This is a genomic window from Microbacterium sp. 5K110 (genome assembly GCF_005774735.1).
Taxonomy (GTDB): domain Bacteria; phylum Actinomycetota; class Actinomycetes; order Actinomycetales; family Microbacteriaceae; genus Microbacterium.
On the sequence record NZ_VBUM01000003.1, the window covers coordinates 86,543 to 110,319 of the forward strand.

Below are 23,777 nucleotides of genomic sequence, written 5' to 3' on the forward strand. Positions count from 1 at the left end.
ACGCGCGGCTCACGCCGCGCAGGTGATGCAGCGGCGCGCGGTGGGGCGGGCCTCCAGCCGCGCGTCCGCGATCGGGCGCCCGCACACCTCGCACACGCCGAAGGTTCCGGATGCCACGCGCTCCCGCGCCGCGCGGATCTCGTCCCGCTCCCCGCGCGCCGCGCGCGCCAGGGCGTCGACCTGCGCCCACTCCCCCGACAGTGTCGAACCCTCGGGGTCGTGCTCGTCGTCGGCGGTGGCATCCGCGCGGTCATGCCGGAGGCTTTCGGCGTCGTCGGTCAGGTGCCCCAGGCGGCGCTCGACGGCGCGATCCAGCTCATCGAGCAGGGCGCGGGCACGGTCGGCATTCATCCTCCGACGGTACCGCGCACCTCTGACACCGGCGCGAGGGTGGATCGTGAGGACCGTACCCGACAGGATCGGCGCATGACAGCCCTCACCAAGCACTGGACCCCGCTGGCCGTGGCGTTCCTCGTGCTGTCGATCCTCGGTCTCGTCGGCACCTGGACCTTCAACATCCTGGCCGTGGTCCAGATGGCGGACTTCCTCGGCGACCTCGTCTCCAGCGGGCCGGCGGTGTCGTCGATCACGGTGGACCTGCTCGTCGTCGCGATCGCCGGGAGCATCTTCCTCCTCATCGAGGGACGTCGTGTCGGCATGCGGCACGCCTGGCTCTACGTCGTGCTGTCGGGGCTGACGGCTTTCGCCTTCACGTTCCCGCTGTTCCTGGCGATGCGGGAGCGGAAGCTGACGGCCCGGGCCCGCGCGACGGCGTGAACCCGGGCCGTGCCGATCAGCGGTTCAGACCGGCGCGCAGCCCGTCGACGAGCGGGGTCGTCGGGCGCCCGATGACGCGGGCCAGCGTGCCGTCGGTCTGCGAGAGCGCGCCCCGCGCGATCGCGTCGTCGATGCCGGCCACGAACGCCGCGGTTCCGGCATCCAGCCCCGCCTGCTGAAGCCCCGCCGTGAGGTCCTCGATCGAGATCGGCTGGTAGGCGACGTCCCGGCCCAGGATTTCACCGGCGGCGGCAGCCAGTTCGTCGTAGGTCCACGCGACGTCTCCGCCGAGTTCGAGCGTCTGTCCCCGCAGGTCATCCGTGGTCAGCGCCACGGCGGCGGCCTCGGCGTAGTCCTTGCGGCTGGCACTCGCCACGCGAGCCTCACCCACGGCGGCGGCGATCACGCCGGTCTCGGCCGCACGCGAAACGGCGTCGAGGTAGTTCTCGGTGTACCAGTTGTTGCGGAGGATCGTGGCATCCACCCCCGCCTCGGCGATCGCGCGCTCGGTGGCCAGGTGATCGGCGCCGAGGGCGTAGTCGATCTCGTCGACCCGCGGCGCGCTGGTGTAGACGAGGCGCTCCACACCGGCCGCGCGGACGGCCTCGATGACGTTGCGGTGCCCCGACACGCGATCGGCGTCCGTGCCCGAGATGAGCAGAACACGCGAGACACCGTCGAGGCTCGCGGCGAGAGTGTCGGGTCGGGCGTAGTCGAACTCGACGACGCGGATGCCGCGCGCCGAGAGGTCGTCCGCCTTTGCGGGAGTGCGCACGCCGGCGACAATGTCGGATGCCGCGATGCCGCGCGCGAGGAGCGCGTCGACGACGAGGCGGCCGAGGTGTCCGTTGGCGGCGGTGACGAGGAGGGTCATGGGGTGTCCTTTCGATCGGTACGCCCGAGCCAACGCCCACCGTCTCCTCACATTCCGGAATGAAGGTACCCACTTTCTGGTTAGGTACTGACATGACGGTGAGTCTTTCGGAATTACGGGCCGACAACCCGGGAGTCTTCTCCGACGGGTGTCCCACCCGCACGGTGCTGGATCACGTCATGGGCAGATGGGGCGTGCTCGTGCTCGTGACGCTCTCCGACGGGACCCAGCGGTGGGGTGAGCTGCGACGCGGCATCTCGGGCATCAGCGAGAAGATGCTCGCCAGCACTCTGAAGACCCTGGAGGCCGACGGTCTCGTCCAGCGGACGGCGTACCCCGAGGTGCCGCCGCGCGTCGAGTACGCGCTCACCGACCTCGGTCGCGACCTCATGGAGCGGATGCTGCCCCTCATGGCGTGGGTCGCCGACCACGCCGACGGCATGCTCGACCGATCCGTCTGACCCGCGCGGCGTCCTACGCTCGAGACATGCGACTCCCGCGCGAAACCCTGACGTTCCGCTCGCCACGTCGCGGGCCGTTCCTCCAGGTCGCCAAGTCGGCCGCGGCGATGGTGGCCGCCTGGATCGTCGCCGACCTGCTCGTGCCCGGACCGCCCCCGATCTTCGCCGCGATCGCGGCCGTTCTCGTGGTGCAGCCCAGCATCAACCAGTCGTTCACCCGGGCCGTCGAGCGCAGCGTCGGCGTGATCGTGGGAGTGGTCATCGCCTCCGTGCTCGGGATCGTGCTGGGATCCCCGACCTGGGTCATCCTGCTGGCTGCGGGCGTCTCGCTCGTGGTGGCGTGGGTGCTGCGCATGTCCCCCGGGACCACGAACCAGGTCGCGATCAGTGCGGTCCTCGTGCTCGCGCTGGGAACGGCGACGCCGAACTATGCGCTGGACCGCGTTCTCGAGACGATCATCGGCGCCCTCATCGGCATCGTGATCAACACCGCCCTCGTCCCGCCGGTGCTCGTGCCGCCCGCCCGCGAGAAGATCGAGGTCCTCGGCCGCGAGCTCGCCGCGGCTCTGGAGCGCCTCGCCGACGCGCTCGAGACACCGCAGACCCGCGAGTCGCTGGAAGGTCTCCTGCTCGAGGCGCGGCTGCTCAGGCCTGTTCGGGATGCCGCGGCCGACGCGATCCGCGACGGCGCCGACTCGCTGTCGCTGAACCCGCGCAGTTCCCGCCACCGCGCCGACCTCGCGGTCATGCAGGCCCGGCTCGACCGGTTCACCCCGGTGGTGACGCAGGCGGTCGGGATGACCCGGGCCGTCTACGACGGCTACACCTCGTCGATCGTCGAGGATCCGTCGGTGCGAGCGATCGCCGAGCAGCTCCATCGCGCCGCGCACGACGTGCGGCTGAGCTTCGGCCTGGACCCGCGCACCGAGCCGCAGCAGATGGAGCCGGAACCCGCACTGACGCGGCCCCTGCAGATCCGCACCCCGTCGACCGAGCACTGGGTACTCGTGGGCTCGCTCCTGATGGATCTGCACCGCATCCACGAGAGCCTGCGCGACGACACCCCCTGACACCGCCCCAACCCGCCGCACACGGCCCCGGCGCGCTCGGGCGCTGGTTGACTGGTCGCATGGGTACCGCGATGTTCCCGCTGGGAGCCGTTCTCTTCCCCCACACGCCGCTGGCGCTGCGGATCTTCGAGGAGCGCTATCTCGTCATGCTGGGGATGCTGCTCGACGAGGTCGATCCCGAGTTCGGGGTGGTGCTCATCGAGCGCGGCACCGAGACCGGCGGGGGCGACCAGCGTTTCACCCTGGGGACCATGGCGCGTCTGAGTCACGTCGTCCCCCAGGCGGGACAGATGTCGATCGTCGCGCGCGGGGAGCAGCGCTTCGAGATCGTGCGGTGGCTCGACGACGCACCGTATCCCCGCGCCGAGGTCCGCGCGCTGCCCGATCTGGAGTGGACCGACGCCCTCGCGCCCCTGCTCGACGAGGCGGAGCGCATCGTTCGCCGCGTGCTCGGGCGGGCACGGGAGTTCGGCGCGACGCGCTGGGATCCCGACGTGGAGCTCTCCGAGGAACCGCTCGAACGCGCGTGGCAGATCGCCGCGATCGCGCCGCTCGGCGAACTGGATCAGATGGAGCTGCTGCGCTCCCCCACGATGGGCGGGTTGCTGCGCGCCACCGTCGACCTCACCCTTGCGGCCGAGCCGCTCCTGGGCGACCCCGTCCCCGACGGCGTGATCGTCGTCATGGACGAAGACGACGCCGAGGACGAGGACTGACCGCCGTCAGTTCACCGTTGACCCGGACGCGCCTCAGCCGACGGCGCGCTCACGAGTTCGCTCCTTCGGGCGCGGCGGCCAGCGCTTCGGGGATCAGCGTCTCTCCCGCGCCGAACCGGATGAAGCGGCCGATGGTCGCGGGCTGGACGAGGCTCCCCGCCACCGCGGCGGCGACGTCGGCACGCCCGACCTCTGCCTTGCCCTGCGGTGCGGTCGTGATGCGCCCCGTCGGCGGGTCGAGCGTGAGGGTACCGGGACCGAGGATCGTCCAGTCCAGGTCGCTGGCGCGCAGGTGGTCGTCGGCGGCGAGCTTCGCGTCGGCGTAAGCGAAGAACGGATCGTCCTTCGGGATGCCGTGATCCGGGGTCGAGCCGATCCACGACACCATCACGAAGCGGCGCACGCCGGCCTTCGCGGCGGCGTCGACCGCGCGCTGCGCGGCGTCTCGGTCGACGGCGTACGTCCGATCCGCCGAGCCCCCGCCTGCTCCCGCCGACCACACGACCGCGTCGGCGCCGTCGAAGGCAGCGGCCATCTCGTCGACGCCGGCCTTCTCGACGTCGAGCACGAGCGGACGACCGCCCGCCTGCTCCACGTCCGCGCGGTGGTCGGGGTTGCGCACCACCGAGACCGCCTCGTCGCCGCGTTCGGCGAGCAGGCCCGCCAGGTGCAGCGCGACCTTCCCGTGGCCTCCGATGATCACGATGCGTTCCATGTCCTGCCCTCCGGCTCTCTCGGTCGACGTTTTCGGATCATGCGGCCGGCCCGATCTCGCCGGGCCGCCCGTGTCCTCCTGTCGGGGATCCGTCGCGAGCCTACGCGCGGCCGCCGACACGCCCCGCGGGGTTGACTGGGTCAGTCCACGTCGCCGTCGACGTACACCCAGCGGCCCCCGCGTCGCACGAATCTGCTGTGCTCGGCGAGCACTCCGCGTTCGTTCCCCTGGCGCCAGGCCGCGCGGAACGTCACCGTCGCGGCATCCCCGTCCTCGGTCGCGTCCTCGATGACCAGACCGTCCCAGACGGTGCCGTCATCGAGGTCGATGTCGTCCGGACGGGTCGAGGGATGCCACGTCCGTGCGAGGTGCGCGGTGTCGCCCACCACGAAGGCGGTGTAGCGCGAGCGCATCAACCGTTCGGCCGACGGCGCCGACCCACCGTCCAGAAGCGGGCCGCAGCACTCGCGGAACTCCGCGCGTCCGCACGGGCACGGCGCGGACGCGGACGGACGGAGGGAGGAAGCGCCGAAGGACACCCCGACACTCTAGGTTCTTCGCCGCCCGCCGTCCTCGTACGATGGGCGGAGGCGGCCCCGCTCCGTCGCCGGAAAGGCCCGGCATGTCCGACCGACTCATGCTTTTGGACACCGCGTCGCTGTACTTCCGTGCGTTCTACGGCGTGCCGGACAAGGTCCACGCGCCCGACGGCACCTCGGTGAACGCCGCGCGTGGACTGCTCGACATCATCGCCAAGCTGGTCTCGACGTACGAGCCGACGCGGCTCGTCGCCTGCTGGGACGATGACTGGCGTCCGAAGTGGCGCGTGGAACTGATCCCGACGTACAAGGCGCACCGTGTGGTCGAGACCGTCGCCGGGGCTCCCGACGTCGAAGAGGTGCCGGCGGGGCTGACGGCGCAGATCCCGCTCATCCGCGAGACCCTCGATGCGCTCGGGATCGCCGTGGTCGGCGCTCCCGACCACGAGGCCGACGACGTCATCGGCACGCTCGCCACCCACGCCGACGTGCCAGTTGACATCGTCACGGGCGACCGCGATCTCTTCCAGCTCGTCGACGACGATCGCGACATCCGCGTGGTCTATACCGCTCGAGGAATGAGCAACCTCGAGATCATCGACGACGCAGCCGTGCGAGCCCGCTACGGCATCGGCTCGGCGCAGTACGCCGACTTCGCCGCGTTGCGCGGCGACCCCTCGGACGGCCTGCCCGGCGTCGCGGGGATCGGCGAGAAGTCCGCGGCCGCGCTCCTGGGTGCGCACGGCGACCTCGACGGCATCCGGTCCGCGGCGGAAGCCGGTACCGCAGGCACTCCCGCGCAACGGTCCAAGATCCTCGCGGCCACCGACTACCTCGACGTCGCGCCGACCGTGGTGTGCGTCGCCCGCGACCTCGACCTCGGAACCGTCGACGACCGCATCCTGGTTGACGACTCCCGCGCCGCCGCAGCGGCCGACCTCGCCGAACGATGGAAACTCGGCGGCTCGATGACCCGCGCCATCACCGCCCTGCGCGGCTGAACGCCCCCCGTCAGCGGTTGCGCGCGAGCCACTCCCGGAGGCGCGGGAGCGGCCACGTCGTGATGATGCGCTCGGTGGGCACTCCCGCAGCTTCGGCCCGCGCGGCCCCGTGATCCAGCAGCGACAGCTGACCCGGAGCGTGGGCGTCGGAGTCGATCGAGAACAGACATCCCTCGGCCAACGCGAGCGCCAACAGGTCGTCCGGCGGATCCTGGCGCTCGGGCCGCGAGTTGATCTCGACCGCGACACCGGCCGCGGCGCACGCCGCGAACACGGCCCGCGCATCGAACTCCGACGGCGGGCGCGTGCCCCGCGCCCCTTCGACCAGCCGCCCGGTGACGTGCCCCACGACGTCCACACGCGGATCGCGGGCCGCGGTCACGAGACGCCGGGTCATCGCCGGACTCTCCATCCGCAGCTTCGAATGAACGGATGCCACGACCACGTCGAGCTCGCGCAGCAACGCGTCCTCCTGGTCGAGGCCGCCATCGTCGAGGATGTCGACCTCGATCCCGGTCAGGAGCGTGAAATCATCATCGGTGTAGCCGTGGACGACATCGATCTGCGCCCGCAAGCGTTCGGGCGACAGCCCGTTGGCGACGGTGAGCCGCGGCGAGTGATCGGTGAGCGCGAGGTACTCGTGGCCGAGGCCGCGCGCCGCCGCCACCATCGGTTCGATCGGGGTCAGCCCGTCCGACCAGTCGCTGTGACTGTGCAGGTCGCCGCGCAGCACCGCCCGAAGCGCGGCCCCGCCGGCCGCGCCCGCCGCGGCACGCAACGCGGCCAGTCGTTCGGGCACACCGCCTTCCAGCGCCTCCCGGATCACCGTGTACGTCGAGTCGCCGATGCCCGGACGGCGCCGCAGCCCCGGGTCGCGCAGCTCGGCGTCGCTCAGCCCGTGGATGGCGGCCGCGGCCGTCCGGAACGCCTTCGACTTGTAGCGCGACGATCTCTCCCGCTCGAGCAGATACGCGACCTCGGTGAGCGCGTCGAGCGGGTCCACGGTCAGTCCGCCAGCTCCCGGGTCGTGGCGACCCACTGGTCGAGCTTCGCCAGCGCGCGCCCGTCGTCCACCGCCGCCGCGGCGTCGGACATCGCCTCGGCGATCCGCTCCAGAATCGGACGCTGCACCTGCGCGGCATCCTGGAACAAGCGGTACGACACGATCCCGGCGGCCGCGTTCAAGAGCACGATGTCGCGCACCGCACCGGTCTCGCCGGCCAGCGTCCGCCGCACCACCTCGGCGTTGTGATCGGGACTCCCGCCCAGCAGGTCGTCGATGTCGGCGAGCGGGATGCCGAGATCCCGGGGATCCAGATCGTGCTCGTGCACATCGCCGCGGCTGATCTCCCAGACGCGGCTGTGACCGGTCGTGGTCAGCTCATCGAGCCCGTCGTCCCCGCGGAAGACCAGTGCCGTGGCGCCGCGTGTCCGGAACACGCCCGTGATGAGCGGGACCCGGTCCAGGTGCGCGACGCCCACCGCGTTGGCCTCGGCGCGCGCGGGGTTGCACAGCGGACCGAGGAAGTTGAAGACGGTCGGTACGCCCAGTTCCGCGCGCGTCGGCCCCGCATGGCGGAATCCCGGGTGAAACGCGGCCGCGAAGGCGAACGTGATCCCGGTGCGTTCGAGCGTCTCGGCGACGGCGACCGGGTCCAGCGTGAGCGCGATCCCGAGGGACGACAGCACGTCCGACGACCCCGACGCCGAGCTCGCGGCGCGATTGCCGTGCTTGACCACGGGGATCCCGGATGCCGCTGCCACCACCGCCGCCATCGTCGACACGTTCACCGTGCCGTAGCGGTCTCCGCCGGTGCCGACGATGTCGAGCACCTCGGCGCGCACCGGAAGCGGCACCGCGGCTTCGAGGATCGCGTCACGGAAGCCGACGATCTCTTCGACGGTCTCTCCCTTTGCTCGCAGCGCGACGAGGAATCCGGCCAGCTGGGACGGCGTCGCCTCTCCGGCCATGACGCGCTGCATGGCCCACGTCGACTCCGACACGCTGAGGTCGCGGCCCTGCAGGAGCGAGGTGAGCAGATCGGGCCAGGTAAAGCGTTCCGCCATGCCATGATCCTTCCACACGCGTACCGTCGCGCCGCCCCGCGGGCGGCCGCCCGGGAACCCGTTCCGCACCGGGGATTCCTTGCTGATTCTTAGGCTTCCCTAAGTCTCGACGATGGAATATCTCCAGCTGGAGGTGGGAATATCGCCCTCTCGGATCGCGCATAATGGGATGGTGACGACACCAGCGACGTATTCCCAGGCCGTGCGCGCCGTGAAGCGACCAGATCCGGTCGCTGTCGGCACGATCGTGTGGCTGGGCAGCGAAGTCATGTTCTTCGCCGGCCTGTTCGCGATCTACTTCACTCTGCGCAGCACGTCCGCGCCACTGTGGGCCGAAGAGACGCAGCTGCTCAACGTGCCCTTCGCGACCGTCAACACGATCATCCTCGTGCTGTCCTCGGTCACGTGCCAGATGGGCGTCTTCGCCGCCGAGCGCTACCAGCCCTACACGGTCAAGAAGAACAGCTTCTGGCAGCGCTGGGGAATGGTTGAGTGGTTCTACCTCACCTTCATCCTCGGCGCGGTCTTCGTGTCCGGTCAGGTGTGGGAGTACGCGACCCTGGTGGCCGAGGGCATGCCGATCAGCGCGAACCCCTACGCCTCGGCCTTCTACCTGACCACTGGATTCCACGCCCTGCACGTGACGGGTGGCCTCATCGCCTTCCTGCTCGTCATCGGCCGCGCGTACGCCGTGAAGAACTTCGGTCGCAAAGAGATGACCACCTCGATCGTCGTGTCCTACTACTGGCACTTCGTCGATGTCGTCTGGATCGCGCTGTTCTTCGTCATCTACTTCCTGAAGTAAGAGAGCTGCACCTCACATGGCACGAGAGAAGAAGCCGCGTCGCTCGAACGGACGCCGCAGTCCCCTGGCCGCCGCCGCACTGATCGGCATCGGCCTGCTCCTCACCGGCGGCATCTATGCCGGTGCGTCGGCCGCCATGGCCGCGACCGACACGCCCACGAGCGCATCCAACTCCGCCAGCTCGGTCGAAGAGGGCAAGAAGCTCTTCCAGGCCAACTGCGCCACGTGCCACGGTCTCGACCTCCAGGGCAGCGAGCAGGGCCCGTCGCTCTTCGGTGTCGGCGAACTCTCGGTCCACTTCCAGGTCTCGACCGGACGCATGCCGCTGCAGGCCCAGGGCCCGCAGGCCCCGCAGAAGCCGGTGCAGTTCACGGACGAGCAGATCAACGCGATCGCCGCCTACGTGCAGTCGTCGGCCCCCGGGCCGGCCTACCCGTCGGCCGAGACCCTCGACGGAGAGGGCGACCTCTCCCACGGTGCCGAGCTGTTCCGCATCAACTGCGCGATGTGCCACAACGTGGCCGGCGCCGGCGGTGCACTCACCGAGGGCAAGTGGGCCCCCGGCCTGCACACGGTCACGCCGCTCAACATGTACGCGGCGATGGTCACCGGCCCCCAGAACATGCCGGTGTTCAACGACCTCAACCTCACCCCCGAAGACAAGCGCGACGTCATCTCGTACCTGATGTTCCTTCAGAAGTCCGAGTCCCCCGGCGGCTACGCACTCGGATCGCTCGGTCCGGTCTCGGAGGGCCTGTTCATCTGGATCTTCGGTATCGGAGCGCTCATCGCGCTCACCGTGTGGATCACGGCGAAGTCCAACTGATCGTCGTCATCGACATTACGTAACGTACGAGGAGCACCATGGCACACGAGGAAGACGCACTCGAGCACGAGAGGGCTTCATGGAAGCCCGGCTCCGGGCTCGCCGTCGCGGTTCCCGACCCCGTGCAGAACCCCGGTCTCCCGGGGCACCGCCAGCGCATGACGGACCAGGACCCGCAGGCGATGAAGCGTGCGGTCCGCACGGTCTACACGCTGTTCTACTTCTCGGTCGCGGCGAGCATCTGGGCGAGCATCGCCTACATGATCTTCCCGATCGAATCGGGCGCGCTGATCGACATCCGCTACAACAACCTCTTCATCGGTCTGGGTATCGCCTTCGCGCTGCTCGCGATCGGAATCGGCGCCATCCACTGGTCCAAGTCCGTGATGTCCGACAAGGAGTACATCGAGGACCGTCACGCCACCCGTGGGCGCGACGTCACCCGTGAGGGTGCGATCAACGTGTTCGCCGAGGCGAACGAGGAGTCCGGCTTCGGTCGTCGCGAGATCATCCGCAACTCGATGTTCGCCGCGCTGGTGGCCTCGGTCATCCCCGGCATCACCCTGTTCCGCGGCCTCGCGCCCCAGGACCAGGACCCGGTCGCGCTCCTCAGCCACACCATGTGGGAGGGCGGCATGCGCCTCGCGCACGATCCCTCGGGTCGTCCGATCCGCGCCGCCGACGTCACGCTCGGCTCGGCCTTCCACGTGATCCCCGAAGAGCTCGCCGGCCTCGGCCACGACGAGGGGTACCTGGAGGAGAAGGCGAAGGCGATCGTGCTGCTCATGCGCCTGCAGCCGGAGCAGCTGAACCCCGAGACCAACCGCATGGACTGGACGTACGACGGCATCGTCGCGTACTCCAAGGTCTGCACGCACGTCGGCTGCCCCGTCGCCCTGTACGAGCAGCAGACCCACCACCTCCTGTGCCCCTGCCACCAGTCGCAGTTCGACGTCGCCAACGGAGCGGCCGTCATCTTCGGCCCGGCCGCCCGTCCCCTGCCGCAGCTCCCGATCACCGTCGACGCCGAGGGCTACCTCGTCGCGCAGAGTGACTTCGAAGAGCCCGTCGGCCCCAGCTTCTGGGAGCGCTCATGAGCACCGCCACCCATCCCACGGAGAACGTGACCACCGAGCCGGCGGTCTACTCGGGTCCTCCCCAGACCGGCCGTGACAGCAGCAAGCCCCTCGGCGGCAAGTTCGTCGGCGCCGCGGCGAACTATCTCGACGAGCGCACGAGCATCTCGGGCATCGTCAAGGAGCTCGGTCGCAAGATCTTCCCCGACCACTGGTCGTTCATGCTCGGTGAGATCGCCCTGTGGAGCTTCGTCGTCGTGCTCCTCTCGGGCACGTTCCTGACCTTCTTCTTCCAGGCCTCGATGGTCGAGACGCACTACAACGGCGCCTACGAGCCCATGCGCGGAATCGCGATGTCGGCGGCCATGGAGTCCGCCCTGCACATCTCGTTCGACCTGCGCGGTGGCCTGCTGGTCCGCCAGATCCACCACTGGGCTGCGCTGGTCTTCGTCGCCGGTATCGGCGTGCACATGCTCCGCGTGTTCTTCACGGGCGCGTTCCGCAAGCCGCGTGAGCTGAACTGGGTCGTCGGCTTCATCCTCTTCATCCTCGCGATGGCCGAGGGCTTCACCGGCTACTCCCTCCCCGACGACCTGCTCTCGGGCAACGGTCTGCGCATCATCGACGGCATGATCAAGGGCCTGCCGATCATCGGCACCTGGACCTCGTTCCTGCTGTTCGGCGGCGAGTTCCCGGGGACGGCGATCGTCGGCCGCCTGTACACGCTGCACATCCTCTTGCTGCCGGCGATCCTCGTCGCGCTCCTGGCCGTGCACCTCATGCTGATGATCATCAACAAGCACACGCAGTTCGCCGGGCCCGCCCGGACGAACAGCAACGTCGTGGGCTACCCGATGCTCCCGGTCTACGCCTCCAAGATGGGTGGCTTCTTCTTCATCACGTTCGGTGTGATCGTCCTGATCGCCGCTCTCGTGACGATCAACCCCATCTGGAACTACGGTCCGTACGACCCGTCGCCCGTGTCCGCCGGTACCCAGCCCGACTGGTACATCGGCTTCGCGGACGGCATGCTGCGCCTGATCCCGCCGCACCTCGAGTTCGTGCTCTGGGGACACACCTGGTCGTGGAACATCATCATCCCGGTCGCCGTCCTGGGTCTGTTCATCGTCATCGTGCTGATCTACCCCTTCATCGAGGCGTGGATCACCGGTGACAAGCGCGAGCACCACATCGCCCAGCGTCCCCGCAACGCCGCGACCCGTACCGCCATCGGCGCCGCCGGTGTCACGTTCTACGCGGTTATGTGGGCAGCGGCCTCGTCCGACATCATGGCGACGCACTTCCACCTCACGATGGAAGGCGTCATCCACGCCCTGCAGGCCCTGCTGATCCTCGGCCCGATCGTCGCCTACTTCGTCACGAAGCGCATCTGCATCGCGCTGCAGAAGAAGGATCGCGAGATCGCTCTGCACGGCTACGAGTCCGGTCGTATCGTCCGTCTCCCCGGCGGTGAGTACATCGAGGTGCACCAGCCCGTCGACGAGTACGAGCGGTGGAAGCTGGTCGACAACGAGACCTACGAACCGCTCGTCGTCCGTCCGAACGACAAGGGCCAGATCCCCTGGCACCAGAACTTCCGCGCCTCGATCTCGCGGTGGTTCTTCGAGGACCGGCTGACTCCGGTCACTCAGGCCGAGATCGACGCTGCGGTCGCGCACCAGCACCACGAGCTCGACCACATCGACCACGAGGAGACCGACGAGATCGCCGGCGCCAACGCCCGCGCCGATGCCGAGGGTCGCCCCCACATGGCGATCGGCGAGCGGACCGAGGTCGAGTTCCCTGCCCCCAAGGGTCTCGGCGGCAAGAAGGACTCTGAAGACAAGGGCGAGTGAGCCCAGACGAAACCCCGGTGCTGCGGCACCGGGGTTTCGTCGTTCCCGGCACGACGTCGGCGCACTCGGCCCCGTAGCTCCCCCTCCCCCGCACTCCCCTCGAGATGGCAGGATGCCGTCTCTCGATGGCATCCGGCTCCCTCTCTTCCGCGGGACGGAGCGCGCTAGCGTCGTCACATGACCGACGCCGCGCTGTACTTCTCGACCCGCCTCGCGCACGAGACCGATCCGTCCGACGTATACGCCGCACAGAGGGCGCAGGATAGGTTCGTGCTCGTCGATGTCCGTGGCCAGGACGCCTGGGACCAGGGGCGCATCACGGGCGCCGTGCACATGCCCTATCGGGAGATCACGGAACGCGCGCCGACGGAGATCCCTCACGACATGCCCGTCGTCGTCTATTGCTGGAGCCCGGGGTGCAACGCCGGCCAGAAGGGCGCTCTCGCCTTCGCCCAGTTGGGCTACGACGTCCGGGAGATGATCGGCGGGTACGAATACTGGGTGCGCGAAGGCCAGCCCTCCGAGAACGACGAAGGACCGTGCGAGCGCGTCTTCGATCCCACGGTGATGGTCGTGCGTCGCTGAGCCGACGCGGAGGCGGGATGCCCCTGGCCTAGGATTCCGACATGCTCCACCCTCCCCTCGCACCGTTCGCCACAGGATTCCTCGAGCGTCCGGACGGCGCTCGCCTGTTCTGGGAGACGTCCGGCAATCCCCACGGCCGACCTGCTCTGTACGTGCACGGGGGTCCGGGCGGCGGTCTGGGCCGCGGCGGGTACAGACGGCGTTTCGACCCCGATCTGCACTTCCTCGTGGGTCTCGACCAGCGCGGGTGCGGGAAGAGCACCCCGTGGGCGTGCGACGACCTCGCGACCCTCGAGACGCAGACCATGGACGACCTGATTGCGGACCTCGAGGCGCTGCGCGGCCATCTCCACATCGAGCGGTGGCTGCTGCACGGAGTCTCGTGGGGGTCGACCCTCGCACTGGCCTATGCACTCGAGCACCCCGGTCGCGTCACCGCCATCGTGAACTTCGCCGTCACCAGCGGGAGCCGCGCCGAGATCGACTGGATCACCGATGGGATCGCGCGGGTGTTCCCCGAGGCGCACGAACGTCTCCGTGAGCCGCTGGAGCCCGATGAACGCACGGTCGACGGCTATGCGCGACTCCTGCGCTCTCCCGATCGCGCCGTACGTCAGGATGCCGCGGAGCGGTGGGATACCTGGGAGGCCACGCACATCTCACTGGGACCGCAGGCCGGTCCGGGCCCGCTGCACGAAGACGCACGGGAGCAGCGCAATTTCGCCACCCTGGTGACGCACTATTGGGCCCACGACTGCTTCCTGCCCGCGGAGAAGGCCGTCCTCGCCCGGGCCTCGGAGCTCAGCGGCATCCCCGGCGTCCTGATCCACGGCCGGCGTGACATCAGCGGCCCGGCATTCACCGCGTGGCAGCTGCATCGGTCCTGGCCCGGCGGCGTGCTGCACATCGTCGAAGAAGACGGCCACGGAGGGTCGCGCAGCGTGGAGATCGCCGCGGAGGCCATCGACGTGTTCGGGCGGTCATAACCCGCCCGGTGGACGCCCCCCGGCCGCCCCGTCGATATCAGGCCGTTTCGACGTCCTCGGTGAACCAGCGAGCCGCCGAGCCCAGGAAGATCGGATCGGAGGGTACCGCGTCGTCATCCACCACGTCGCACACGACCGCCGTCACGTTGTCGCGGGTCCCTGCCTCCAGGGCGAGAGCCACCGCCGACGCCGCCGCCGCGTGTGGGCCGTCCGCTGCGGCGATGAGCCGCGCGACATCCGCCTCCGGGACGTAGTCGGTGAGGCCGTCGCTGCACAGCAGCCAGCGGTCGCCCGGCTGCGGTGCGTGGGTGGCGACCGAGACCACGTCCCCCTCCGAACCGGCGAGGGAGGCCGTGATGATGTTCCGACGCGGGTGCGCGGCCGCAGCCTCGGGCGAGATGATGCCGTGGTCGACGAGTGCCTGGACGTACGAGTCGTCGCGCGTCTGGCGGGAGAACTCGCCATCACGCAGAAGATAAGCGCGGGAGTCGCCCGTGTGAGCCAGCAGAAGTTCTGCACCGGCGCCGAGGAAGACACCCGTGAAAGTCGTGGCCATCCCCTCCAGGGCCGGGTCGCGCTCGACGTGCGCTCGGATGTCCCAATTGGCCTCACGGATGCGGACGAGCAGGCCGTCGGCATCCAGATCCGATCCCCGCGTGGCGACCAGACGATGCACGAGCGCTGCCGACGCAAGATCGCCGGAGGGGCCGCCGCCGACGCCGTCCGCGACCGCCGCACCCCAGGACGCCGCAAAAGCGGCGTCCTGGTTGGTGGGACGATGCGCGCCAGCGTCGGAGACGGCGGCCGCGTTCAACCGAAGGGGCACGGGATCAGCGCGCGAAATACCCGCGGTAGTACTCGTAAACCCAACCGACGATCGCGATCGCGAAGATGACGAAGGCGACGGGCACGAGCCAGCTTCCAACCGCCAGGCCGATCACCGCGATGGCCGCGGAACCGGCGAGGACGATGGGCCACCACGACCACGGGCTGAACTCACCCATCTCGGGGTCGCCGTCGTCGATGTCGGCCGTCAGCGAGTCCTCGGGCAGCTCACCGCGCTGTGCCTTGAGCACACGGCCGATGTAGAAGCCGATCATCGCACTCATCAGGCCCATAAAGACCAGAGCGACTGTTCCGACCCACTCCAGCTCGCCGTGGCTGATGATGTTCCACACCACGTAGACCGCGGCGATGAACAGCGAGAAGGCGGTGAGAATCCACCAGAGGTTGACGTTGGTACGCATCGGTTACTTGACCTCTCCGGCAGCAGCGTCGACCACGGGCGCGTCGGGCGCATCCTTGGCCGGTCCCACACCGACCGGCACGCCGGCCTCGGGGTGGTTCAGGTCGAAGGCAGGACGCTCGCTGCGGATACGCGGGATAGACGTGAAGTTGTGACGCGGCGGCGGGCACGACGTGGCCCACTCGAGCGACGCGCCGTACCCCCACGGGTCGTCGACGGTCACACGAGGTGCCTTGCGAGCCGTGATCCAGACGTTCAGCAGGAACGGGATCATCGAGGCGCCGAGGATCATCGATCCCACGGTCGAGAGCTGGTTGCCCCAGGTGAAGCCGTCGGCCGCGGCGTAGTCGGCGTAGCGGCGCACCATGCCGTCCACGCCCAGCCAGTGCTGGATGAGGAAGGTCATGTGGAATCCGACGAACAGCATCCAGAAGTGCACCATACCGAGACGCTCGTTGAGCATCTTGCCGGTCCACTTCGGCCACCAGAAGTAGAAGCCCGCGAACATCGCGAACACGACGGTGCCGAAGACCACGTAGTGGAAGTGCGCCACGACGAAGTACGAGTCGGACAGGTGGAAGTCCAGCGGCGGCGACGCGAGGATGACGCCGGTGAGGCCACCGAACACGAAGGACACCAGGAAGCCGAGCGCGAAGACCATGGGGGTCTCGAACGTGACCGAGCCTCGCCAGAGCGTTCCGATCCAGTTGAAGATCTTCACGCCGGTCGGAACCGCGATGAGCATCGTCATCAGCGCGAAGAACGGCAGGAGGACTCCGCCCGTGACGTACATGTGGTGTGCCCACACCGCGACGGAGAGCGCCGCGATGGCGATCGTCGCGTAGACGAGGGTCTTGTATCCGAAGATCGGCTTACGGCTGAACACCGGGAAGATCTCGGAGACGATGCCGAAGAACGGCAGCGCGATGATGTACACCTCGGGGTGACCGAAGAACCAGAACAGGTGCTGCCACAGCAGCACGCCACCGTTCTCGGGGTTGTAGATCTGAGCGCCGAGCACGCGGTCGGCGGCGGCGGCGAAGATCGCGGCGGCCAGGACCGGGAAGGCCAGCAGGATCAGGATGCTCGTGATGAGCGTGTTCCACGAGAAGATCGGCATCCGCCACATGGTCATGCCGGGCGCCCGCATCGTGAGAACAGTCGTGATGAAGTTCACGGCACCGAGGATCGTTCCGAAACCGCTGATGCCCAGGCCGAGCATCCAGAGGTTGCCTCCGACGCCGGGCGAGAAGCTCGCGTTGGCCAGCGGCTGATACGCGAACCATCCGAAGCCGGCGGCACCCTGCGGGGTGAGGAACCCGGACACGGCGATCGTCGAGCCGAAGAGGAACAGCCAGAAGGCGAACGCGTTCAGACGCGGGAACGCCACATCGGGAGCACCGATCTGCAGCGGCAGCAACGCGTTGGCGAAACCGGCGAAGAGCGGCGTCGCGAACATGAGCAGCATGATCGTGCCGTGCATCGTGAACAGCTGGTTGTACTGCTCTTTGGTCGGGATGATCTGCATCCCGGGCTCGAACAGCTCGGCGCGGATGATGAGCGCCATCACACCGCCGAGCATGAAGAACAGCACCGAGGCGATGAGGTACATGTACCCGATCGTCTTGTGGTCGGTGGAGGTGATCCACTTGACGACCAGGTTGCCCTTCTGCTCCACACGGGTGCTGCTGAGGAGAGCGGCTTGACGCGGCGGGAGGGTCGTCGGGCGCGATGCGCCCTTCTCCTGGAGCGGAAGCGTCGTGGCCATGATCACTCGTTCCCTTCGGTGCCGGCCGTGCTGAGGTTCTGCAGGCGGGACAGATCACTGATGTCGCCGACGTCGCCGGCCGAGCGCAGGGAGTCGAGGTAGGCCTCGTACTCGCCCTCGCTGACGACCTTCACGTTGAACAGCATGGCGGAGTGGTATTCACCGCACAGCTCGGCGCACTTGCCCTCGTAGGTGCCCTCACGGGTCGGGGTGAACGACCAGTAGTTCTCCTTGCCGAGGTACATGTCCTTCTTGTAGAGGAAGTCGATGATCCAGAACGAGTGGATCACGTCGCGCGAACGCAGCTCGATCTGGACGGTCTTGTTGACCGGCAGGTACAGCGTCGGCACGTCCTGAAGGTCGTACCCGTCGCCGGTTGCCTTGGCCTGGACGCCCATGGAGTACACCGCGTCCGAGTTGTCTTCGCGCTCACCGTTGTACTGGAAGTCCCAGGCCCACTGCTTGCCGTACGCAGTGATCGAGACGTCGGGGTTCTCATACTGCGTCTCGAGCGTGTTCTGGTCACGGGCGGTGAAGGCGAAGAAGCCCACCACGAGGATCAGCGGCACAACCGTGTAGAAGATCTCGACCGGCATGTTGTAGCGCAGCTGCACCGGCAGGCCCGACTGGCCCTTGCGACGCCGGTAGGCGATGACCGCCCACAGCATGAGGCCCCACGTGAGGACACCCACCGCGAGCAGGACGATCCACGAGTTGACCCACAGGCCGGCGACCATGTCGGTGTGGTTCGTCGCGGGTGTTCCGTCGTCGACGAATCCCGGGAGGAATCCGTGGAGCTGCGACGTGGTGCAGCCGGAGAGGAGGGCGACGGACGCGATCCCGACGGGGACAGCTGCCCAGCGAAGGCGACGTTTGGAGGGCACAGTGCACCTTTCCGGGTCGTGGATGTTGCTCTCGACAGTCTAGAGCAAGCTCTTACGGTTCTCTGGCCATTCGTCCAGCACCGAAGCATCGAAAACCCCCGGATTCCGCGGTGTGATCCGTGGTTTCCGGGGGTCGTCGAATCGGCGCCGAAGCGTCGTGGCCGGCGTCAGTGGAAGCTGTCGCCGCAGGCGCAGGAGCCCTGCGCGTTGGGGTTGTCGATCGTGAAGCCCTGCTCCGAGATCGTGTCCTTGAAGTCGATGTGCGCACCGTCGAGGTACGGAACGCTCATGTCGTCGATGATGACCTCGACGCCGTCGAAATCGACGACCTTGTCGCCGTCGAGATAGCGCTCGTCGAAGTAGAGCTGGTAGATGAGTCCGGAGCATCCGCCCGGCTGCACGGCGACGCGCAGACGGAGGTCGTCGCGTCCCTCCTGCGAGAGCAGGCTCTTCACCTTGTCGGCGGCGGCGTCGGTGAGGGCGACTCCGTGCTCGCGGGTGACGGCGTCGGACGACAGTGTCGTGTCGGTCATGGCGTGGCCCTTCGGGTCGTTCGGTCGCGGGGACGAGTCGATTCTACGCCCGCCTCGCTCCCGCGGCTCGATCAGACGGTCCGGCGGTTCAGACGCTCCAGCAGCAGCGCCTCCGAGACCAGCGCGTTGCCGAAGGTCTCGAGGTGCAGGGACTCGTTCGGGCTGTGGGCCCGGGCGTGCGGATCCTCGACACCCGTGACGAGGATCTGCGCACCGGGGAACTCCCGGACGAGGTCGGCGATGAACGGGATCGATCCCCCGACGCCGACGTCGACGGCATCCACGCCATACCCCTCGGCGAAGGCCTCGCGCGCATCCTCGACGGCCCATCCCCCGGTGTCCACCAGGAACGCGTCGCCGCAGTCGACGTCGGTGAACTCCAGCTGCGCACCGAACGGCGCGTGGGCGCGCAGGTGCGTCTCCAGCGCGGCGAAGGCCTCCTGCGCCGACTGGCCGGGAGCCACACGGGCACTGAGGACGACGCGGGTCTGCGGAGCCAGGGTGTTCGATGCGGACTCGACGGGGGTGGCATCCCACCCCGTGATCGTGATCGACGGCTTGTTCCACAGGCGGCTGAGGATGCTGTCGCGTCCGATGGGCGACACGCCGTCGAGCAGGCCGGACTCGGCGCGCAGGGTCTCCTCGTCGTACGGCGGCGTGTCGGCGTCGCGCACGGCCAGACCTTCGACGGCGACCGCGCCGTCGTCGTCCCACAGCGTCGACAGGAGCTTCACCGTGGCGAGCATGGCATCCGGAACCGCGCCGCCCATCATTCCCGAGTGCGAGGCGTGGGCGAGGGTGCGGACCGTGAGGGTGAAACGCGCGTTGCCGCGCAGCGACACCGTCAGCCCGGGCGTGCGCTCGTCCCAGTTGCCGGAGTCGGCCACGACGATGACATCGGAACGGAGCACGTCGGCGTGGTCGACGAGGAACTGCGCGAACGAGCGGGAACCGTACTCCTCTTCGCCCTCGATGAACACGGCGATGCCGAGGTCGAGGTCGTCGCCGAGCGTCTCGACCAGGGCACGGATCGCCCCCACATGGACCATGACGCCCGCCTTGTCGTCCGCGGCCCCGCGCCCGTACAGCCGGCCGTCCCGGACGGTGGGCTCGAACGGCGGCGACTCCCACAGGGCCTCGTCACCGGGCGGCTGCACGTCGTGGTGGGCGTACAGCAGCACGGTCGGACGGCCGTTGCGGGCCGGACGGGATGCCAGGACGGCGGGCTGGCCGAGTTCGTCCGTGCCGGGGATCGCGGCGCGCGCGACCTCGACGCGCTCGAACACGCCCGTTCCGCGCATCAGATCGGCGACGGCGTCGGCGCTGCGCTGCACTTCGGCCTGGTCGAAAGCGGGCCAGGCGACGGACGGGATGCGCACGAGGGCGCCGAGATCGGCGAGGGCGGAGGGGATGCCGGCGGACGCGGTGGCGCGGACGGCATCCCGCCGGGACAGGTCGAGGGTCATGCGGGTAATCTTAAGTCTCCGATCCAGTGAGCTCTCGAGGTTATCCGTGGCCAAGTCCCCTGCACCCGTCCCCAACGACACGCCCGTCGAGGCGGAGTCCACCGCTGCGGGGAAGGGGCGCGCGACGCCGTCTCGGGCCGAGCAGGAGGCCGCCCGCAAGCGTCCCCTGGTCCCCGACACCAAAGAAGCGAAGGCTCGCGCGCGCGCCGAGCTCGCCGCCCAGCGCGAGAAGGCCCGCATCGGCATGGCCGCCGGCGACGAGCGCTACCTGCCCGTGCGCGACAAGGGAGACCAGCGCCGGTTCGCCCGTGACTTCGTCGACGCCGGCTGGCACCTCGGCGAGGGCGTGATGCCGTTCATGATCCTCGTCATCGTGCTCACGCTCGTGCCCAATGGCTTCTTCCAGTACTGGTCGTTCGTGGCGCTGTGGATCTTCATCCTCTTCGTCATCGGCGACATGATCATCACCTCGATCCGCGTCAAGCGCGCCGTGAAGGCGAAGTTCGGTGAGGGGCGGGTCGAGAAGGGCCTCGGCTGGTACGCGTCGATGCGCACCGTGCAGATGCGCTTCATGCGACTGCCCAAGGCGCAGGTCAAGCGCGGCCAGTACCCCGCCTGATCCGATCCCTGTCGGCGGCGGCGTGTCCTTCGGGACGCGCCGCCGTTCTCATGCGCCGGGGCGCAGACCTCGGTTGATCTGGCGCGCCCACAACGGGCCGCAGTAGAGGAACGCCGTGTAGCCCTGGACGAGAGTCGCCCCGTGCGCGAGACGTTCCCGCACGTCGTCCGCGGTCTCCACTCCCCCGGCCGAGATCACGACGAACTCCTCGGGCACGGCGGCGCGCACGAGGTCGAGGACCTCCAGCGCCCGTTCTTTCAACGGCGCCCCCGACAGCCCGCCTGCTCCGGCGGCCTCGACGGTGGACGCGGCGGTGCGAAGCCCCTCGCGGCCGATCGTGGTGTTCGTGGCGATGAGGCCGGAAAGCCCCACGTCGACGGCGAGCCGCGCGATGTCCGCCACCTCGTCGTCGGAGAGGTCGGGCGCGATCTTGACCAGCAACGGCGTCGTCCCGGCAGCCTCGAGCACCGCAGAGAGCAACGGACGCAGCGTCTCGACGGCCTGCAATCCCCGCAGACCGGGGGTGTTGGGCGAGGAGACGTTGACGACGAGATAATCCGCGAGCGGTGCCAGCAGACGGGCGCTGCGGACGTAGTCGGTCGTGGCATCCTCGACGGCCACCGCCCGGCTCTTGCCGATGTTCACGCCCACGACGGGGCGGCGACGCGAACGCCGCAGTGCCTGCAGTCGACGGGCGGCGACAGCGGCGCCGTCGTTGTTGAAGCCCATGCGGTTGATCACCGCACGATCGGCGATGAGACGGAACAGGCGCGGCTTCGGGTTGCCCGGCTGCGGCAGTGCCGTGACCGTCCCCACCTCGACGTGCCCGAACCCCAGGGCACCCAGGCCTCGCACCATGGTGACGTTCTTGTCGAAGCCCGCGGCGACGCCGAAGGGCGAATCGAACGTCAGCCCCAGGGCGCGCACCCGCGACGACGGCGCGGGGGCGGTGAGCCGACGGACCGCGGATGCCACGGGCACGACGCCCGCGACGCGGATCACCGCGGCACCCAGGTGATGGGCGAACTCAGGATCGAGGCGGCTCAGAACCGAGCGGAAGAGAAGGGGATACATCCCCGTCAGGCTACTGGACGTCGTCGACCGGCTCCGGCGCGGCGGTCGCCCGCGCGGCGTGGTCAGCGCGCAACTGGGCGATCGCGGCATCGAAGTCGTCGAGCGATTCGAAGGCCTGGTAGACGCTCGCGAACCGCAAGTAGGCGACTTCGTCGAGTTCCCGGAGAGGACCGAGGATCGACAACCCGATCTCATTCGCCTCGATCTGCGAGGACCCGGTCTGGCGGATCGCCTCTTCGACCTGTTGCGCGAGCATCGCGAGATCGGCATCCGTCACCGGTCGGCCCTGACATGCCTTCCGTACACCCGACATCACCTTTTCGCGGCTGAACGGCTCGACCACACCCGAGCGCTTGATGACGTTGAGGCTCGCCGTCTCGACCGTCGAGAAACGCCCGCCGCACTTCGGACACTGCCGACGGCGACGGATGCTGAGCCCGTCGTCGCTCGTGCGGGAGTCGATGACGCGGGAGTCCGGGTTGCGGCAGAACGGGCAGTGCATGAGGGACCCCGATCAGTCGGTGAAGCGCGCCGCGACGGCCTCGCCGTGCGCGGGCAGCGCCTCGGCCTGGGCGAGGGTGACGATGGCCTCGTGCACCGCCGACAGCGCGGCCCGGTCGTACTCGACGACCTGTTGGGGCCGCAGGAACGTCGCCGCCGACAGCCCGGCCCCGTAACGGGCTTGGCCCCCGGTGGGCAGGACGTGGTTGCTGCCGGCGAGATAGTCGCCGAGGCTCACCGGCGTGTAGGGACCGACGAACACCGCACCGGCGTTGACGTAGTCCTCCGGCCGGGGATCGGACAGGTGCAGTTCGAGGTGTTCCGGTGCGTAGGCGTTGCTGAACGCCGTCGCCTGCGCGACGTCGTCGACGAGGACGATCGCGGACTGCGGTCCGTCGAATGCCGCGCGGACGCGCTCGGAGTGCCGCGTGGAGGACACACGGGGTTCGAGCGCCGCGCGCACGGCATCCGCCAGGTCCGGGGCGTCGGTCACGAGGACGGCCGAGGCCTGCTCATCGTGCTCGGCTTGACTCACGAGGTCGGCCGCGACCAGAACCGCATCGGCGGTGGCATCGGCGACGATGAGGATCTCGGTGGCTCCGGCCTCGGAGTCGGTGCCCACGCGGCCGGCCACGGCGCGCTTCGCGGAGGCGACGAAGTTGTTGCCCGGACCGGTCACGACGTCGACCGGGTCCAGGCCGAGCGAGGAGACGCCGTACGCGAACGCGCCGATCGCTCCCGCACCGCCCATGGCATAGACCTCGGTGACGCCGAGCAGCCGCGCGGCGGCCAGGATCACCGGGTGCACGCGCCCGCCGAACTCGGCCTGCGGCGGTGAGGCGAGCGCGACCTCGCGGACTCCCGCGACCTGGGCGGGGACGACGTTCATCACGACGCTCGAGGGGTACACGGCCTTGCCGCCGGGGACGTAGAGGCCGACCCGGCGGACCGGCTGCCACCGCTGCGTGACGCGCGCTCCCGGGCCCAGCTCGGTGACGGAGGGAGCGGGGACTTGCGCGGCTGACGCCGTCCGGACACGGCGGATGGCCTCGTCGAGCGCGGCCCGGATACCGGGTTCGAGGCCCGCGAGAGCCTCGTCGAGGTGCGCCGTGGGGACGGCGATCGCGTGGTCGCTGACGCGGTCGAATGTCGCTGCCTGCTCGCGCAACGCTTCCTCACCCCGCTGAGCAACGTCGTCGACGATGCGGGCCGCGGTCGCGAGCGCTTCGTCGCGGGCGGCATCGGCGCGGGGAACGGCGGCGAGGAACTCGGCGGGCGAGAGCACGCGGCCGCGCAGATCGATGGTGCGGAGCATTCCTCCAGGCTACCGGT

Annotated in this window: 27 protein-coding genes; 12 read left to right on the forward strand and 15 right to left on the reverse strand. The window is 69.1% G+C overall.

Annotation, left to right across the window (positions count from 1 at the left end):
• Positions 1 to 9: 9 nt before the first annotated feature.
• Positions 10 to 351 carry a TraR/DksA family transcriptional regulator gene (locus FE256_RS01765; RefSeq protein ID WP_138172509.1) on the reverse strand — a complete coding sequence of 114 codons (342 nt, stop codon included), beginning with the start codon at positions 349 to 351 and terminating at the stop codon, positions 10 to 12.
• 75 nt (positions 352 to 426) lie between these two features.
• On the opposite strand from FE256_RS01765, the gene FE256_RS01770 reads away from it, so the two are divergent.
• Positions 427 to 777, forward strand: coding sequence for a DUF2834 domain-containing protein (locus tag FE256_RS01770; protein ID WP_138172510.1), 351 nt, complete (start codon positions 427 to 429; stop codon positions 775 to 777).
• Positions 778 to 793: 16 nt separating this feature from the next.
• Here FE256_RS01770 and FE256_RS01775 read toward each other — a convergent pair whose 3' ends face one another.
• Positions 794 to 1,651, reverse strand: a complete 858-nt coding sequence (locus tag FE256_RS01775; RefSeq protein ID WP_138172511.1) for an SDR family oxidoreductase — start codon at positions 1,649 to 1,651, stop codon at positions 794 to 796.
• A gap of 92 nt (positions 1,652 to 1,743) precedes the next feature.
• Here FE256_RS01775 and FE256_RS01780 point away from each other — a divergent pair, with 92 nt between their 5' ends.
• Genes FE256_RS01780 through FE256_RS01790 form a run of 3 tightly spaced genes read left to right on the forward strand, consistent with a single transcriptional unit; the run spans position 1,744 to position 3,898 of the window.
• Positions 1,744 to 2,112: a winged helix-turn-helix transcriptional regulator gene (locus FE256_RS01780; RefSeq protein WP_138172512.1), complete on the forward strand. Its 369-nt coding sequence runs from the start codon at positions 1,744 to 1,746 to the stop codon at positions 2,110 to 2,112.
• Positions 2,113 to 2,138: 26 nt separating this feature from the next.
• Positions 2,139 to 3,182, forward strand: a complete 1,044-nt coding sequence (locus tag FE256_RS01785) for an FUSC family protein (RefSeq protein WP_138172513.1) — start codon at positions 2,139 to 2,141, stop codon at positions 3,180 to 3,182.
• 59 nt (positions 3,183 to 3,241) lie between these two features.
• A complete protein-coding gene (locus FE256_RS01790) occupies positions 3,242 to 3,898 on the forward strand; it encodes an LON peptidase substrate-binding domain-containing protein (RefSeq protein ID WP_138172514.1) in 657 nt (218 codons plus the stop codon).
• Between the two features lie 49 nt (positions 3,899 to 3,947).
• On the opposite strand, the gene FE256_RS01795 is transcribed toward FE256_RS01790, so the two are convergent.
• A complete protein-coding gene (locus FE256_RS01795) occupies positions 3,948 to 4,613 on the reverse strand; it encodes an SDR family oxidoreductase (RefSeq protein ID WP_138172515.1) in 666 nt (221 codons plus the stop codon).
• Between the two features lie 140 nt (positions 4,614 to 4,753).
• Positions 4,754 to 5,152 carry a YchJ family protein gene (locus FE256_RS01800; RefSeq protein WP_138172516.1) on the reverse strand — a complete coding sequence of 133 codons (399 nt, stop codon included), beginning with the start codon at positions 5,150 to 5,152 and terminating at the stop codon, positions 4,754 to 4,756.
• Positions 5,153 to 5,235: 83 nt separating this feature from the next.
• On the opposite strand from FE256_RS01800, the gene FE256_RS01805 reads away from it, so the two are divergent.
• The gene (locus FE256_RS01805) at positions 5,236 to 6,153 is read left to right on the forward strand and encodes a 5'-3' exonuclease (RefSeq protein ID WP_138172517.1); all 918 of its coding nucleotides are present in this window, start codon (positions 5,236 to 5,238) and stop codon (positions 6,151 to 6,153) included.
• A 10-nt stretch (positions 6,154 to 6,163) separates the two neighbouring features.
• Here FE256_RS01805 and FE256_RS01810 read toward each other — a convergent pair whose 3' ends face one another.
• Together FE256_RS01810 and trpD are read right to left on the reverse strand one after the other, a co-directional pair.
• A complete protein-coding gene (locus tag FE256_RS01810; protein ID WP_138172518.1) occupies positions 6,164 to 7,156 on the reverse strand; it encodes a PHP domain-containing protein in 993 nt (330 codons plus the stop codon).
• 2 nt (positions 7,157 to 7,158) lie between these two features.
• A complete protein-coding gene (trpD, locus tag FE256_RS01815) occupies positions 7,159 to 8,220 on the reverse strand; it encodes an anthranilate phosphoribosyltransferase (protein WP_138172519.1) in 1,062 nt (353 codons plus the stop codon).
• 169 nt (positions 8,221 to 8,389) lie between these two features.
• Between trpD and ctaE the strand changes: the two genes are divergently transcribed.
• The 6 genes from ctaE to FE256_RS01845 all read left to right on the forward strand — a co-directional run bounded on the left by ctaE (position 8,390) and on the right by FE256_RS01845 (position 14,354).
• Entirely contained in the window at positions 8,390 to 9,025 is a 636-nt protein-coding gene (gene ctaE, locus FE256_RS01820) for an aa3-type cytochrome oxidase subunit III (RefSeq protein ID WP_138172520.1), read from the forward strand.
• Between the two features lie 16 nt (positions 9,026 to 9,041).
• A complete protein-coding gene (qcrC, locus tag FE256_RS01825; RefSeq protein ID WP_138172521.1) occupies positions 9,042 to 9,851 on the forward strand; it encodes a cytochrome bc1 complex diheme cytochrome c subunit in 810 nt (269 codons plus the stop codon).
• A gap of 38 nt (positions 9,852 to 9,889) precedes the next feature.
• The gene (gene qcrA, locus FE256_RS01830; protein ID WP_138172522.1) at positions 9,890 to 10,948 is read left to right on the forward strand and encodes a cytochrome bc1 complex Rieske iron-sulfur subunit; all 1,059 of its coding nucleotides are present in this window, start codon (positions 9,890 to 9,892) and stop codon (positions 10,946 to 10,948) included.
• Entirely contained in the window at positions 10,945 to 12,783 is a 1,839-nt protein-coding gene (gene qcrB, locus FE256_RS01835) for a cytochrome bc1 complex cytochrome b subunit (protein ID WP_138172523.1), read from the forward strand. The genes qcrA and qcrB overlap by 4 nt, the downstream gene beginning before the upstream one ends.
• 177 nt (positions 12,784 to 12,960) lie before the next feature.
• Complete coding sequence (locus FE256_RS01840; RefSeq protein WP_138172524.1) at positions 12,961 to 13,368, forward strand: rhodanese-like domain-containing protein; 408 nt, start codon at positions 12,961 to 12,963, stop codon at positions 13,366 to 13,368.
• 41 nt (positions 13,369 to 13,409) lie between these two features.
• Complete coding sequence (locus tag FE256_RS01845; protein ID WP_138172525.1) at positions 13,410 to 14,354, forward strand: alpha/beta fold hydrolase; 945 nt, start codon at positions 13,410 to 13,412, stop codon at positions 14,352 to 14,354.
• 37 nt (positions 14,355 to 14,391) lie between these two features.
• Here FE256_RS01845 and FE256_RS01850 read toward each other — a convergent pair whose 3' ends face one another.
• The 6 genes from FE256_RS01850 to FE256_RS01875 all read right to left on the reverse strand — a co-directional run bounded on the left by FE256_RS01850 (position 14,392) and on the right by FE256_RS01875 (position 20,251).
• On the reverse strand, positions 14,392 to 15,180 hold the full coding sequence (locus FE256_RS01850) for a PP2C family protein-serine/threonine phosphatase (protein WP_138172526.1): 789 nt from the start codon (positions 15,178 to 15,180) through the stop codon (positions 14,392 to 14,394).
• A 4-nt stretch (positions 15,181 to 15,184) separates the two neighbouring features.
• Positions 15,185 to 15,601, reverse strand: coding sequence for a cytochrome c oxidase subunit 4 (locus FE256_RS01855; protein WP_138172527.1), 417 nt, complete (start codon positions 15,599 to 15,601; stop codon positions 15,185 to 15,187).
• A 3-nt stretch (positions 15,602 to 15,604) separates the two neighbouring features.
• Positions 15,605 to 17,368: an aa3-type cytochrome oxidase subunit I gene (gene ctaD / locus FE256_RS01860; protein ID WP_138172528.1), complete on the reverse strand. Its 1,764-nt coding sequence runs from the start codon at positions 17,366 to 17,368 to the stop codon at positions 15,605 to 15,607.
• A 2-nt stretch (positions 17,369 to 17,370) separates the two neighbouring features.
• Positions 17,371 to 18,252: an aa3-type cytochrome oxidase subunit II gene (gene ctaC / locus FE256_RS01865; protein ID WP_138172529.1), complete on the reverse strand. Its 882-nt coding sequence runs from the start codon at positions 18,250 to 18,252 to the stop codon at positions 17,371 to 17,373.
• 167 nt (positions 18,253 to 18,419) lie between these two features.
• A complete protein-coding gene (gene erpA, locus FE256_RS01870) occupies positions 18,420 to 18,785 on the reverse strand; it encodes an iron-sulfur cluster insertion protein ErpA (protein WP_138172530.1) in 366 nt (121 codons plus the stop codon).
• A gap of 71 nt (positions 18,786 to 18,856) precedes the next feature.
• On the reverse strand, positions 18,857 to 20,251 hold the full coding sequence (locus FE256_RS01875; protein ID WP_138172531.1) for a dipeptidase: 1,395 nt from the start codon (positions 20,249 to 20,251) through the stop codon (positions 18,857 to 18,859).
• Between the two features lie 46 nt (positions 20,252 to 20,297).
• Here FE256_RS01875 and FE256_RS01880 point away from each other — a divergent pair, with 46 nt between their 5' ends.
• Positions 20,298 to 20,870 carry a DUF3043 domain-containing protein gene (locus FE256_RS01880; protein ID WP_252370868.1) on the forward strand — a complete coding sequence of 191 codons (573 nt, stop codon included), beginning with the start codon at positions 20,298 to 20,300 and terminating at the stop codon, positions 20,868 to 20,870.
• A 48-nt stretch (positions 20,871 to 20,918) separates the two neighbouring features.
• Here the strand turns inward: FE256_RS01880 and FE256_RS01885 are convergent, their stop codons facing one another.
• The 3 genes from FE256_RS01885 to hisD are packed head-to-tail and all read right to left on the reverse strand — an operon-like array spanning position 20,919 to position 23,760.
• On the reverse strand, positions 20,919 to 21,944 hold the full coding sequence (locus tag FE256_RS01885; protein WP_138172533.1) for a quinone-dependent dihydroorotate dehydrogenase: 1,026 nt from the start codon (positions 21,942 to 21,944) through the stop codon (positions 20,919 to 20,921).
• Positions 21,945 to 21,954: 10 nt separating this feature from the next.
• Positions 21,955 to 22,446, reverse strand: a complete 492-nt coding sequence (gene nrdR / locus FE256_RS01890; RefSeq protein WP_138172534.1) for a transcriptional regulator NrdR — start codon at positions 22,444 to 22,446, stop codon at positions 21,955 to 21,957.
• A 12-nt stretch (positions 22,447 to 22,458) separates the two neighbouring features.
• Complete coding sequence (gene hisD, locus FE256_RS01895; protein WP_138172535.1) at positions 22,459 to 23,760, reverse strand: histidinol dehydrogenase; 1,302 nt, start codon at positions 23,758 to 23,760, stop codon at positions 22,459 to 22,461.
• Positions 23,761 to 23,777: the final 17 nt, after the last annotated feature.

Excerpts from the sequence above, each read along its gene's own strand:
- FE256_RS01765 (WP_138172509.1), bottom strand. The coding sequence starts at position 351 with ATGAATGCCGACCGTGCCCGCGCCCTGCTCGATGAGCTGGATCGCGCC.
- FE256_RS01770 (WP_138172510.1), top strand. The coding sequence starts at position 427 with ATGACAGCCCTCACCAAGCACTGGACCCCGCTGGCCGTGGCGTTCCTC.
- FE256_RS01775 (WP_138172511.1), bottom strand. The coding sequence starts at position 1,651 with ATGACCCTCCTCGTCACCGCCGCCAACGGACACCTCGGCCGCCTCGTC.
- FE256_RS01780 (WP_138172512.1), top strand. The coding sequence starts at position 1,744 with ATGACGGTGAGTCTTTCGGAATTACGGGCCGACAACCCGGGAGTCTTC.
- FE256_RS01785 (WP_138172513.1), top strand. The coding sequence starts at position 2,139 with ATGCGACTCCCGCGCGAAACCCTGACGTTCCGCTCGCCACGTCGCGGG.
- FE256_RS01790 (WP_138172514.1), top strand. The coding sequence starts at position 3,242 with ATGGGTACCGCGATGTTCCCGCTGGGAGCCGTTCTCTTCCCCCACACG.
- FE256_RS01795 (WP_138172515.1), bottom strand. The coding sequence starts at position 4,613 with ATGGAACGCATCGTGATCATCGGAGGCCACGGGAAGGTCGCGCTGCAC.
- FE256_RS01805 (WP_138172517.1), top strand. The coding sequence starts at position 5,236 with ATGTCCGACCGACTCATGCTTTTGGACACCGCGTCGCTGTACTTCCGT.
- trpD (WP_138172519.1), bottom strand. The coding sequence starts at position 8,220 with ATGGCGGAACGCTTTACCTGGCCCGATCTGCTCACCTCGCTCCTGCAG.
- ctaE (WP_138172520.1), top strand. The coding sequence starts at position 8,390 with ATGGTGACGACACCAGCGACGTATTCCCAGGCCGTGCGCGCCGTGAAG.
- qcrC (WP_138172521.1), top strand. The coding sequence starts at position 9,042 with ATGGCACGAGAGAAGAAGCCGCGTCGCTCGAACGGACGCCGCAGTCCC.
- qcrA (WP_138172522.1), top strand. The coding sequence starts at position 9,890 with ATGGCACACGAGGAAGACGCACTCGAGCACGAGAGGGCTTCATGGAAG.
- qcrB (WP_138172523.1), top strand. The coding sequence starts at position 10,945 with ATGAGCACCGCCACCCATCCCACGGAGAACGTGACCACCGAGCCGGCG.
- FE256_RS01840 (WP_138172524.1), top strand. The coding sequence starts at position 12,961 with ATGACCGACGCCGCGCTGTACTTCTCGACCCGCCTCGCGCACGAGACC.
- FE256_RS01845 (WP_138172525.1), top strand. The coding sequence starts at position 13,410 with ATGCTCCACCCTCCCCTCGCACCGTTCGCCACAGGATTCCTCGAGCGT.
- FE256_RS01855 (WP_138172527.1), bottom strand. The coding sequence starts at position 15,601 with ATGCGTACCAACGTCAACCTCTGGTGGATTCTCACCGCCTTCTCGCTG.
- ctaD (WP_138172528.1), bottom strand. The coding sequence starts at position 17,368 with ATGGCCACGACGCTTCCGCTCCAGGAGAAGGGCGCATCGCGCCCGACG.
- erpA (WP_138172530.1), bottom strand. The coding sequence starts at position 18,785 with ATGACCGACACGACACTGTCGTCCGACGCCGTCACCCGCGAGCACGGA.
- FE256_RS01875 (WP_138172531.1), bottom strand. The coding sequence starts at position 20,251 with ATGACCCTCGACCTGTCCCGGCGGGATGCCGTCCGCGCCACCGCGTCC.
- FE256_RS01885 (WP_138172533.1), bottom strand. The coding sequence starts at position 21,944 with ATGTATCCCCTTCTCTTCCGCTCGGTTCTGAGCCGCCTCGATCCTGAG.
- nrdR (WP_138172534.1), bottom strand. The coding sequence starts at position 22,446 with ATGCACTGCCCGTTCTGCCGCAACCCGGACTCCCGCGTCATCGACTCC.
- hisD (WP_138172535.1), bottom strand. The coding sequence starts at position 23,760 with ATGCTCCGCACCATCGATCTGCGCGGCCGCGTGCTCTCGCCCGCCGAG.